The organism is Acaryochloris sp. IP29b_bin.148 (genome assembly GCF_028285565.1).
Classification (GTDB): Bacteria; Cyanobacteriota; Cyanobacteriia; order Thermosynechococcales; family Thermosynechococcaceae; genus Acaryochloris.
Genome location: NZ_JANQOY010000192.1, coordinates 1 through 10,524 on the forward strand (window position 1 = coordinate 1; position 10,524 = coordinate 10,524).

General features: G+C 47.3%; 11 protein-coding genes. 7 read left to right on the forward strand and 4 right to left on the reverse strand.

Annotated elements, in window-relative coordinates; translation table 11 throughout:
* The first annotated feature begins 314 nt into the window (after nucleotides 1–314).
* Nucleotides 315–2,567: a hypothetical protein gene (locus Q0986_RS17315; protein WP_299413334.1), complete on the forward strand. Its 2,253-nt coding sequence runs from the start codon at nucleotides 315–317 to the stop codon at nucleotides 2,565–2,567.
* Nucleotides 2,568–2,605: 38 nt separating this feature from the next.
* Here the strand turns inward: Q0986_RS17315 and Q0986_RS17320 are convergent, their stop codons facing one another.
* A complete protein-coding gene (locus Q0986_RS17320) occupies nucleotides 2,606–3,403 on the reverse strand; it encodes a pentapeptide repeat-containing protein (protein WP_366918616.1) in 798 nt (265 codons plus the stop codon).
* Nucleotides 3,404–4,058: 655 nt separating this feature from the next.
* Here Q0986_RS17320 and Q0986_RS17325 point away from each other — a divergent pair.
* From Q0986_RS17325 to Q0986_RS17345, 5 genes are all read left to right on the forward strand, one after another.
* Nucleotides 4,059–4,370 carry a hypothetical protein gene (locus Q0986_RS17325; RefSeq protein WP_299413337.1) on the forward strand — a complete coding sequence of 104 codons (312 nt, stop codon included), beginning with the start codon at nucleotides 4,059–4,061 and terminating at the stop codon, nucleotides 4,368–4,370.
* A 59-nt stretch (nucleotides 4,371–4,429) separates the two neighbouring features.
* Entirely contained in the window at nucleotides 4,430–4,672 is a 243-nt protein-coding gene (locus Q0986_RS17330; protein ID WP_299413340.1) for an Asr1405/Asl0597 family protein, read from the forward strand.
* On the forward strand, nucleotides 4,620–4,919 hold the full coding sequence (locus tag Q0986_RS17335; protein ID WP_299413343.1) for a hypothetical protein: 300 nt from the start codon (nucleotides 4,620–4,622) through the stop codon (nucleotides 4,917–4,919). Before Q0986_RS17330 ends, Q0986_RS17335 begins: the two co-directional genes overlap by 53 nt.
* Nucleotides 4,920–4,955: 36 nt before the next feature.
* A complete protein-coding gene (locus Q0986_RS17340; protein WP_299413347.1) occupies nucleotides 4,956–5,507 on the forward strand; it encodes a (2Fe-2S) ferredoxin domain-containing protein in 552 nt (183 codons plus the stop codon).
* 148 nt (nucleotides 5,508–5,655) lie between these two features.
* Nucleotides 5,656–7,440 carry an iron uptake porin gene (locus Q0986_RS17345; protein ID WP_299413350.1) on the forward strand — a complete coding sequence of 595 codons (1,785 nt, stop codon included), beginning with the start codon at nucleotides 5,656–5,658 and terminating at the stop codon, nucleotides 7,438–7,440.
* Nucleotides 7,441–7,621: 181 nt separating this feature from the next.
* Here Q0986_RS17345 and Q0986_RS17350 read toward each other — a convergent pair whose 3' ends face one another.
* Nucleotides 7,622–7,834: a hypothetical protein gene (locus Q0986_RS17350; protein WP_299413353.1), complete on the reverse strand. Its 213-nt coding sequence runs from the start codon at nucleotides 7,832–7,834 to the stop codon at nucleotides 7,622–7,624.
* A 255-nt stretch (nucleotides 7,835–8,089) separates the two neighbouring features.
* On the opposite strand from Q0986_RS17350, the gene Q0986_RS17355 reads away from it, so the two are divergent.
* A complete protein-coding gene (locus Q0986_RS17355) occupies nucleotides 8,090–8,605 on the forward strand; it encodes a GNAT family N-acetyltransferase (protein WP_299413355.1) in 516 nt (171 codons plus the stop codon).
* Nucleotides 8,606–8,615: 10 nt separating this feature from the next.
* Here Q0986_RS17355 and Q0986_RS17360 read toward each other — a convergent pair whose 3' ends face one another.
* Entirely contained in the window at nucleotides 8,616–9,239 is a 624-nt protein-coding gene (locus Q0986_RS17360) for a class I SAM-dependent methyltransferase (RefSeq protein WP_299413360.1), read from the reverse strand.
* A gap of 45 nt (nucleotides 9,240–9,284) precedes the next feature.
* Nucleotides 9,285–10,524 (reverse strand): aminopeptidase P N-terminal domain-containing protein (locus tag Q0986_RS17365; RefSeq protein WP_299413362.1); only part of this gene is annotated, 1,240 nt, incomplete at its 5' end.

The following is a 10,524-nucleotide window of genomic DNA, read 5'->3' on the forward strand; positions in this document are numbered from 1 at the left end:
GCAAAGAACATATCTTGAACAAGAGGGGTTCTCTGAAACTATCCGATGTCTGAACAATTTTGCATAACTGATGGGTTATCTTCAAAATTTAGGACTAGTGAGTGGGTTTGCTTTTCTAAAAACAGGTGGGGGGTTTGTTATGTACTACCTGAAGCGATGGATAGCCTAGTTTTGAATGACATTCAGCCCGTACCTTCTATAGATAAAGTGAGCTGGTCTTAAGAATGCGGTTATTCTGGCCACTGTTGACGCCGTTCAGCCATTTTGGTTGACTATTTGCAGGTTTTAGTTGTCCTGAGAGTAGTCTATTTCCTATGAGTCACTCCAAAGTTGCCATTTCCCCCACGACTTCCTTCGAGCAGCCTTATGCTCTGAAGTTAGGCACAAAGCTGCTGATCACGGTTACCGTAGAACACCTCGTTGATGCGGGGGATCATTATCGATTGACGGGGAGTCACCTATCTTCTGATTGCTACACGATTGGCGTGCCGTCTATCAGTGCAGAGCATGATCAACAGACGCAAATTGAGGTGCTAATTCACCCCACCCAAGCGACTGCGATCGGCAAACATCAACTTCAGCTGCAGCTTCGATCGACAGATAATCAAGTTCTTTGGGAAGGTACGGTCTATCTCCAATTTCTGGTCGCGGATGACCTGGAAATAATGCTCACGCCTGATCTCAACGTGATTCAGGATGGGGTTGGTCTATACGAGGTATCGATCACGAATCTATCTGATGTGGAACGGACTTTAACGCTACAGCCCAAAGGGTTGCCCTCGCGCAATGGCTGTTCTTTCAAAGCAGACCCTTCACAGATTTCGCTAAGACCGGAGCAGACCCAAACGGTGGAGCTGATGGTGCAGCCGCTACGGTGGTGGCGACGTCCTTGGTTTGGCAATGGCCGCAAATTTCGATTTCAGGTCGACTTGCAAGATGTGAAGGGCGACCCGCTTCCACAAGTGTTAACTCAGGGCACGCTGATGTGGCAGCCTTATCCGCGATCGCAAAGCTATAAATTCCTGGGTCTGTTGCTGCTCGCTCTGGCAACCTCTTCGACGTTAATTTGGCAACTTTTATTTCGTCAACAGGCTGCCCCCTCCATTGCTGACTTGAAGCCAACTCAGTTTATCGTGCCCCAAACGGGCCAGGAAGATATTCAACTCAGCTGGACCATTGAAAATGCCCAAAAGCTATCCAAGCTGGTTTTGCTCCGTGAGGGCAACGGTGAAGCAAAAGTTGCCAAAACATTTTGGTTTAACGAGGGTATCCCTAAAGAATTGCAGCGAGCTCAATCTAGTCAGACGGCCAACTTTTGCCAATATAAAAAGTTTGAATCTGGCACATTAGAATGTAACGGGATTACAACAGGGACAAGAGAAGCTGGCAATTACCAATTCAAGGTGCAAGTTTTCGCCAGTAATGGCAATGATCCTGCTGATTCGGAAACAACGAGCTTGATTGCCTTTGAGCCCAAGGCGATTCCGCAGATTGTCAGATTCTATGCTCCGAGTGGTCGGCCGCAAACCTCTGCGAATGGCCCCGTTGCCACAGCTGCCCAGGGTCCCGTTCTGTTGAACTGGGAAATTACTAATCCAGGCCAGCTAACCGAATTACAAGTGATGACGGTCGATGCTAACAATGCAGAAGCGGCTTTGCTGCGGCGGTATAGCCTCCAGAATGGGAAACTGCCGTCTTCCCTGGCCCAATATTGTACCTTGAACCAAAATTTAACTTGCCAGAATATTCCCACTGCAGCTCGTAAGCCGGGACAATATTTTTTTAAGTTAGATGCGACCTATCAGCAGGATCAGCAATCCTTTACATCATCCAAAACTCTTGGTCCCATGAATGTGCAAGGGCAGTCTCTCAGGATTGCTAGTTTTTTAATCAATGGCCAACCCGCACCTGCTAAATATGTTGTAAAACCGGGTCAAAAAAATCTGGATCTAGCCTGGCAAGTGGTCGGTGGTATTAATCCGACGGTCGCCATTTTGCCCGAGCCTGGCAAAATTCAAACGACAGGCTCGATGAACATCAAACTTTCACCAAAGCTCAGGGAAATCACCCTACAAGCCATCGATCAGAATGGGAAGCAAGAGGTTCAAACGGTCAAGCTTGAGGGCAATGTGGCGAGCGCACTTACACAGCAACCACCATCTCCCCCAATAGCCCTTGATCAACCTCAACCGCAAGCGACAGGTGGTATTGTGGATGACGTTCAGTTCCCTCCTATTGCCCCTCCCTCTGAACTGATTCCTCAACCAACGCCTTCCAGTACTCGCAGCCCTGTAACAGCTGTTCGCAAATCACCGGTTAAATCTTCGAAGCGAACGAGCCCCCAATATACACAAAAGTCTTTGGAAGATGCCCAAACGGTTACTCGGGGGTTGGTGGTTGCTCGCCAGAAGGGCAAGATTATCCCGAATGGGGCTACGTGGAACAAAACTCAAGATGTGATCATGCTCTTGCGTCGAGGCTATAGTCATGAAGAAGCCGCTAAAAAAGCTGGGGTTCCATTATGGAAGCTGGATATTTTGGTGGCGCTGGGTAAGCAAACCAAGTGACGCATGAGGGATGGAATGAAAATGTTGTTCACTCTTTATCACTGGCGTTTGGCTCGGCTGATTAATTTTGTCAGTTTATCCTTGGCCGTTGTCCCCCCAAAAGCCTGTTCCTCAGAGATTACGGTTATTTCTTGATATCCCAAGGTCGTCGCTAATTGATTAATCGCAGCTTTCAGTTGTTCTAAATCATTAGAATCCTTGCCTGAACTCACGATTTTGACTCTGAATTGTTGAATATTCTGCGGTGAGCTAGCAGTCAATTGTTCAGAAATGGTCTGTGAAAGGTACCTAAGGCGATTAATGGGGCCTAGTGTTACGCCTTCAAGCCTGATATGACTCAGCTTAGCGAAATTGAGGTCTGCGCCCTGAAGATTGGCAAAACTGAGATTGGCACCCGTGAGGTTAGCAAAACTGAGATCTGCACCACTGAGATCCGCAAAGCTGAGGTCTGCACGCGTTAAGTTGGCACCATACAGATGGGTATATCGGAGAATGGCACGGCTTAGATAGGCATGGCTGAGGTCTGCGCGACGAAGATGGGCATGCCGGAGATTAACACCACTTAAATCAGTCCCCCTGAGATGACTACCATTGCAGTTGATATCGTAGAGATTAGCCTCGCTGAGGTTCGCCTCTCTAAAATTAGCTCCCATGAGGTTAGCCCGAGTCAGTTGTACACCATTGAGATCAGCAAAGCTCAGATCGGCAAAACTGAGGTCAATGCCGCTGAGGTCTAGCTTTTTCCTGATATTTCTTGTTCGCCATCGATCCAGTCTTTTGTGCCTCTCCGTAATATCCTCTGTAAAGCAATCTTCTCTAACGTCTCTGATCTGCAGCTCATTTGAGCGTGACCCATCATTCCCCCCTCAAATATCTTATTTGGCAGCTCTGTTTATCTCCGCTTCGAAAAACCACTCTCTAAGAGACTCAAGCACCATTTTCGTTTCAGGCTGTTTGCTCACTCAAACCTTGCGAGACCTCCCGTGCGTCCTTCCCGTACTGATGACAAAAAGTCGGTACGGCATCCTTTTTAGCTTATGCGGTTTTCTGAGTTTCAGTGGAAAATTTGCATTAACCTTTATCTTCAATATATTTTGTGCCAGGAAAACGAACTATGGCCAGAATTCTAACTATTTCTCCTGATAATAATGGAAAGATTCAATCGTCAGCCTAATAGGATTTGTTCTAGTCACCGTATTTTTGTTCGTAATCGCATAAAAATTTTCTTATAGGAATCTTCATCAGTAATGTGGACTACATTTAAGGCAATATCGATATTTTGGCTGGGAGAGATCAACATAGCCCTTTCCCAATAAGGTTTTAAGTGTGGCTTGGACATGGATTGTTGATGTCTTCCAAGAGCTGCACTGAACAAGGTGGAAGTTCTATTGCAAAAAGATTGCAATAATATTTGTTCTCTGCTAATTTCTTGATAGGGATTAATTGATATCAATTTGCAATTAATCGTTGCTCCGAAGTTCAAAGGCCCATATGTCTGAGTCACAAACTGCTCGTCATCAGCTTGTTACAAGGGGTGCCAATGGGGTAGGTCCAGATCTAGTTGGGGAAAATGATTTCGCGATCGGGCCTTCGATGATTGCTGTGTTGCGATGCTCGAAGAACGGCCTATGTCCTGCGGTCAGCAAGCAACGGTCATCGCAAGTTCCCCACGCTGAACGCCTTTTCGATCTCACCATCCATAGTTGGTGTGAAAAGCGGCTGGTCAAAGAAAGAGAGCAGCACGCTCCCTTTTTAGAGAAAAGCAATCTTATTTGGCCGCAAATGGCGTGGCCATTCTGCTAAGTGGGGATAGTTTGGTTCAAATACAGTACAACGCTATCAAAACCGTTCGGAGGTCATGAATGCGCCCGTCTGGATATCAGTCCACTGCTGAATCACTCATTGTGAAAGTGAGTCCTGGTGATCGTCGGCAAGTCCAGCGACGACTCCGTGAACTTTCTCTCAATGCTTGGTGTTCTGCTGATGGGCAGTTACGTGTGGAGATTAACAATGATGTGGAAGCCGCTCAAGTTCACAGTGTCCTCCAGCAGTTTGTCGCTACTAGGGCAGAACTGGTGGAATGGTTGGAGCAATGTTGGGAATAAACCACTCCAACCCCCAGTTAAACAGGCACTATCGTGTATTCGGCAGGAACAAAGCGGCTGGACAGACTTTTTTATTGGTAGTGTCCGGTCTGCTCATAGTCCTCATCAAAGTATCTTAGATGGTAGCGCTAAGGTGGGACTTCACTATCGCAAACAGGATTTGGGGCAAATCTCAAGGATGGACTGCCCATCGGTAGATATTCCTGATTATCTCTGGCGTTCTTTGCAAGAGCAGTATTGGCTGTAAAGGGGTCCATACACCTTAAGGAACACAAAAAAATTTATGGGAAAGCATACAAAAAAATCAGATTTCACCCTTAGTGGTCGGTTTTTGGCTTATATTCTGTCGAAAGGTTGTAACGTCAAAGGTATTCGGCTGACCACCTCTCAAGGAGAGCAATACATTAAGCTGGCAAAGTCTCTGCGACCCGTGTGTTCAGATATTTTGCAACCCGGTACTTGGATCCAAGTTCAGGGCTGCCAGAAGGTCAATACCAAGACAGGCAAAGTGAAGCTGAAAGCGAGAGCCATCATGCCTGCCCTACCGAGTAGCGCTCCGCTTCCCGCTGTTCCTCAAGCTACGGGTAATAGACAGCAAGGTAAAATTAGAGTCTGTCAAAAATCCAGTTGCCGTAAACGCGGTAGCAAACAGGTATTAACTGCTTTGAATTCAGCGTTGCAAGCCTCAGGCCGAGACAAAGAGGTGCAACTGCAAGCCATGGGCTGTGTCGGTAAATGCAAGGCTGGACCTAACCTAGTTGTGTTACCCGATAAGGCTCGCTACACCAAAGTGAAGCCCAAAAACGTCACCGATATTCTTCAACAGCATTTCTAGCTGAAGATGGGTGACCTTATTCAAGTTTCTTCTGATTCGGAGAAAAATCAGATAATGATTATCATTATCTGATATCGTTTGTGGTGGGTTCCTAAATTCCTTAGGAGCATCCCAACCCTTTCAATTAAACGTGTGTGAGGATTTAGATATGACCTATATTCGTTTGTTAGCCAGTGCAATTGGCCTATCCAGTGCACTATGGGTAACTGGCATGGCAAATGCTAGCACCTTATCTCCACTGAATTCCGAGGTCTCGGATTCATCAGTAGAGAATGCTCCAACGCTTGCTCAGGACAGCGAGCCTTTATTGCTGGCTGATCAGTCTCTCAACGAAACCGTATCCGTTGATGATCTGATGGCTGACACTCAAGAAGATTCTGTAGGTCAGGTGACCTCAGTTTCTCAACTCTCTGATGTTCAGCCCGATGATTGGGCCTTCCAAGCCATTCAATCCTTGGTGGAACGATATGGTTGTGTTGCTGGTTATCCCGATGGCACCTTCCGACCTAGCCGAGCCATGTCTCGTCGGGAAGCAGCCGCTTTGGTCAATGCGTGTTTAGATAACCTCAGCAATCGCTTTGCCACCAAAGAGGATCTCGATGCCCTTAAAGCGCTGCAAGATGAGTTTGCAGCTGAACTCGCGACTCTTAGAGGTCGTGTCGATGGCTTAGAAGCTCGGGTTGCAACTGTCGAAGCCCAGCAGTTTTCCACCACCACCAAACTCCAAGGACAAGTCGTGATGGCTGCCCAGTTTGGTGATTTTTTAAATAACCCAGGTGACAATATTCCGACTCCAGGCCCTGGGGTGCCCCCTACGGGAGTGCCGACTATTGGCAACTTTGATCCTGGAGATTCTCGAGTGAGTGCCATCTCCAGAGTTCGTCTATCTTTCCTCACTAGTTTTAATGGTGATGATGTCTTAGATCTAACCTTGGAAACCGGGAATGGTGGATCTGATTTCTTCTCATCCACAGGGATTGCCGATCCAGCCAATAATGCCTTTCCAGTACCGTCTGTGGTGGGTGATAATGCCGGCCCTGATGGCACAACCCTTGGAGATCCAGGCGTTGTGGACTACACCGGATCGGGAACGGGTGTCGAATTATATAACCTGGGCTACACCTTCAAGCCCATTGAGAATTTAGCGGTGACGATTGGTACTAATATTTTCCCGAGTTCATTTATTGACGGCAATAGCTACGCCAATGATGAAGCGGCTGATTTTAGTTCCGGTTTTTTCATCAATAACCCCTTAATTATTGCTGAAGCAATTGATGGCCCTGGCGGGGCTGGTGCTGCCTTTGACTGGAATGTGAATGGTGGACCTTTAAGTGTTCGTGGTCTTTTTATTGCTGCTAACGCCGCTTCTGCTACGGGTGATGACGGCGGCTTGTTCGGCGATCCATTCCAAGCGTCAGGTGAAATTGAATACTCCGCCGATTTTGGAGATGAGGAGCAAAACAACTTTGCGGTTCGAGCCCAGTTTACCCATGCTGAAGCCTACAATGTCACCCAAAATATTATTGGTGCCAATGCGGAATTGACCTTTGGACGATTTGGTATTTTTGGACGATATGGGATTTCTATTGATCCCCAACTGACAAACGGTGGGGTGTCCACTGACTTGTTCCAAGCTGCTCTACCTGTAGGTAATAACAGTAGTATCCAAACTTGGATGGCTGGGATTGGTGTCAATGATCTACTGGTGCCAGGGTCCATGCTAGCGGTGGCAGCAGGTCAGCCTTTTATCGTCAACACTGATGATCCTAATTATTCCTCTCAAACCAATTTTGAGGCGTTTTATCGGTTCCCAGTGAACGATAACATCACCATTACTCCTACGGTTATGCTGATTACCAATCCCTTTAACATTAGCAATGGCAATCCGAATGACATTATTCAAGGATTGGTTAGAGCGACCTTCTCGTTCTAATTTTGTTTGTCTAAGGGGTTTATTTTAGATATCCCTCACTTGCTATAACCGCCCTCTATAGAGGGCGGTTTTCTGTCATTGCTGCGGCACAATAAAAAAGGAGTGTTGCTTAACACTCCTGATGGTTGGTTGAAATTTATTAAATTTTGTTGTTTATAAAGTTAAGTTGCCGTCGGTGTGGTTACACACTTTGGCGTGATACATGTTTCTCAAAAGTGGCCTGGGTTTGCTGAAGCATTTCCTCGCGGCTGTCTTCAGGGGAAGTTAAGGTGGGAACTAGGTTCCGGGCTTGCAACGTCATATGGAGCTGAAGATGAGCTACATATTCGCTGAAGTCTTCTCTATTAGAGTTTTTTGAAAGGGGCTGTGAGTTGAGTTGCACAGGGGTCTCCATACCGAACAGACAAACACTCAAAGGACATAAAACGAACCTACCATTCTGCCTTAACATCCCTTGAATTTCGCAATGAAGCGTTACGCCATAAGGCTATTGTATCAACAAGTACAAAAATAAGTGTACTTTTATTAAATTTTGCTTATAGACCCTAGTGTATTCACTTATCAATAGCGATTTGGGTTCAGCCTTTGTCCTCGGCAAGGGGAATAACCGTCATTGTGCTTTGTGAAGTTCTGGGACATAATCATCGCTATGGATAATCGACATATTCAATTTCGAGACGGGTTAACCGAGCCAGGTCAGCAGGTTACGACCACTGAGTTGTTAAAGTTACAGCGGTTGTTCCAGGTGGGTGCCTTTTGGGCGGGTGAACGTTGCCTGGAGGATTGGGCTGTTGCGATCGCAAATAGTCACCCCATCATCAGTGTCTGGGACCGTGAAGCCTTGATTGGGTTTGCACGAGCCACCTCGGATGGCATTTATCGCGCCATGGTGTGGGATGTGGTGATTCACCCTGACTATCGTGGTCAAGGTCTAGGAAGACAGTTGGTGCAAACGCTGCTCGCCCACCCCCATATGAATCGTGTCGAGCGGATTTATTTAACCACCACCCATCAACAAAGCTTTTATGAGCATATTGGCTTTGTCAGTAATTCTAGTACCACTATGGTGCTGAACCAGCAGTCTGCCGCTGCGATCTCATCCCCAGACGGGGTTCAGTCAGAATTATGGTCCGAACAGCTACTATCGGATCAATCGGAAATCTGAGCGGCCACACCTACTCACCCTTTTTGGCCACGATAAAGACAGCTTTGCCTTTGCCGGGTTGCCATTGGTGGTCAATCTCAAAACCAGCATCGGTCAAACTATGGTTTAGATCTTCCACCGTAAAGATCTTGACCAACGGAAAAATCCCCAAGAACTTACCCATCGGTGCAATCCACTTAAACCATGCCATCGTATCGCCCAAGCACGCAGTACTGGAGACGAAAATACCACCGGGCTTAAGCATGTGATAGATCTTAGCGATACTGGCTTCCTTGTCTGCCAGTAAGTGCAAAATACTCAGTCCTAGCACCACATCTAAGGTTTGATCAGGGATGCTCAAATCATCAATACTGGACTGTTCAAAGGTGATGTTGTGAATATTTTGGGTATTGGCTTTGGCTTGGGCGATCGCAAGCATATTAGCCGAGAAATCGATGGCTCGGATATGTTTGACATAAGGCGCATGGAGCAAAGCAGTTGAACCTGTTCCACACCCTATCTCTAGGACTTCCATCTCTGGCTGTAAATAGTCTTGCGTGACCTGCAACTTTTTCTGATATGCCGCTTCATCGGCAATCGGTTGTTTGGCATAGCGGTCGGCAATTTTGTCCCAAAACTTCGTAGACTGACTCATACTGATCATCCTTAACGATAGGTGGGTTACAGATATTTTGGACTGCTAGGTCGTAATCGCTGCGATCGCTTTGGGCACGGCTGCAGTTAGGACCTCATGACCTGTTTCAGTTAGCAGCAAATCATCCTCTATGCGGATGCCAATTCCTCGCCAGCGCTCCGGTACTTCCGGCTGATCTTCTCCTAATTGAATATCTGGGCCAATATAAATGCCAGGTTCTACCGTCACCACATGCCCTGCCTGTAGGGGTTGCCACGTTTCCTTATCTTTTTTATAGACCCCGACATCATGGACATCTAGTCCTAGCCAATGGCCTGTGCGGTGCATATAGAAGGGTTTATAGGTTTCTTCTTCAATCAGTTTATCTACGTCGCCTTTCAGCAAGCCCAGATCCACTAACCCTTGGGTCAGTACCTTGACGGCTGCGTCATGGAAGGCATTGTAGGGTTTGCCTGGCTGCACTTGTGCGATCGCAGCTTCCTGAGCCGCCAAAACTAACTCATACAGCGTCTTCTGCTCAGCCGTAAACGTCCCACTCACCGGAAATGTGCGGGTAATATCAGCGTTGTAATACTCATAGCTACAGCCTGCATCAATCAGCAGCAAGTCCTGTGCTTGCAACTGGCAGGCATTTTCCGTGTAGTGCAAAATGCAGGCATTGACCCCCGATGCCACAATTGAAGGATAGGCTGGCCCCACACCGCCTCGCAGCCGAAAAAGCCGCTCCATTTCGGCCTGGATTTCGTACTCATAACGACCCGGTTGGGCGATTTCTCGGGCTAAATTATGCGCTTCTACAGAAATATCGACGGCCTTGCGCATCAAATCGAGTTCAGCCTCACTTTTGATCAGCCGCTGGGGATGAAGCACCGTCATGGGATCTTCCAGTGCAACGGGACCTATCCCGTCTTTGCGGACCTTGATCAGCGAGCGTTGCCAGTGCTTCAAGATCGTTTGGTTAAAGGGTTGATCTAGGCCAAGGTGATAGTAAATTCGGTCAGCCCCAGCTAAGTATTGGGGTAAATGCTCATCGAGTTCAGTAATCGGATAAACTTCATCCGCCCCATATTCTGCTTTGGCTAAATCCACCCCAACCCGGTATCCTGTCCAGGTTTCCATCAGTGGATCTTTGGGTTGGACAAACAGCACAAACTGATGCTCTTCGTGGTGAGGAGCCAGCACGGCGACCGCATTGGGTTCGTTAAATCCCGTCAAGTAGAAGAAATCACTCTCTTGCCGGAAGTTATATTCCACATCACTATGCATCACCGCCATCGGGGCACTG

Bases quoted from the DNA above. Each gene is read 5' to 3' on its own strand.
- Q0986_RS17315 (WP_299413334.1), top strand. From the start codon at position 315: ATGAGTCACTCCAAAGTTGCCATTTCCCCCACGACTTCCTTCGAGCAG.
- Q0986_RS17325 (WP_299413337.1), top strand. From the start codon at position 4,059: ATGTCTGAGTCACAAACTGCTCGTCATCAGCTTGTTACAAGGGGTGCC.
- Q0986_RS17330 (WP_299413340.1), top strand. From the start codon at position 4,430: ATGCGCCCGTCTGGATATCAGTCCACTGCTGAATCACTCATTGTGAAA.
- Q0986_RS17340 (WP_299413347.1), top strand. From the start codon at position 4,956: ATGGGAAAGCATACAAAAAAATCAGATTTCACCCTTAGTGGTCGGTTT.
- Q0986_RS17345 (WP_299413350.1), top strand. From the start codon at position 5,656: ATGACCTATATTCGTTTGTTAGCCAGTGCAATTGGCCTATCCAGTGCA.
- Q0986_RS17350 (WP_299413353.1), bottom strand. From the start codon at position 7,834: ATGGAGACCCCTGTGCAACTCAACTCACAGCCCCTTTCAAAAAACTCT.
- Q0986_RS17355 (WP_299413355.1), top strand. From the start codon at position 8,090: ATGGATAATCGACATATTCAATTTCGAGACGGGTTAACCGAGCCAGGT.
- Q0986_RS17360 (WP_299413360.1), bottom strand. From the start codon at position 9,239: ATGAGTCAGTCTACGAAGTTTTGGGACAAAATTGCCGACCGCTATGCC.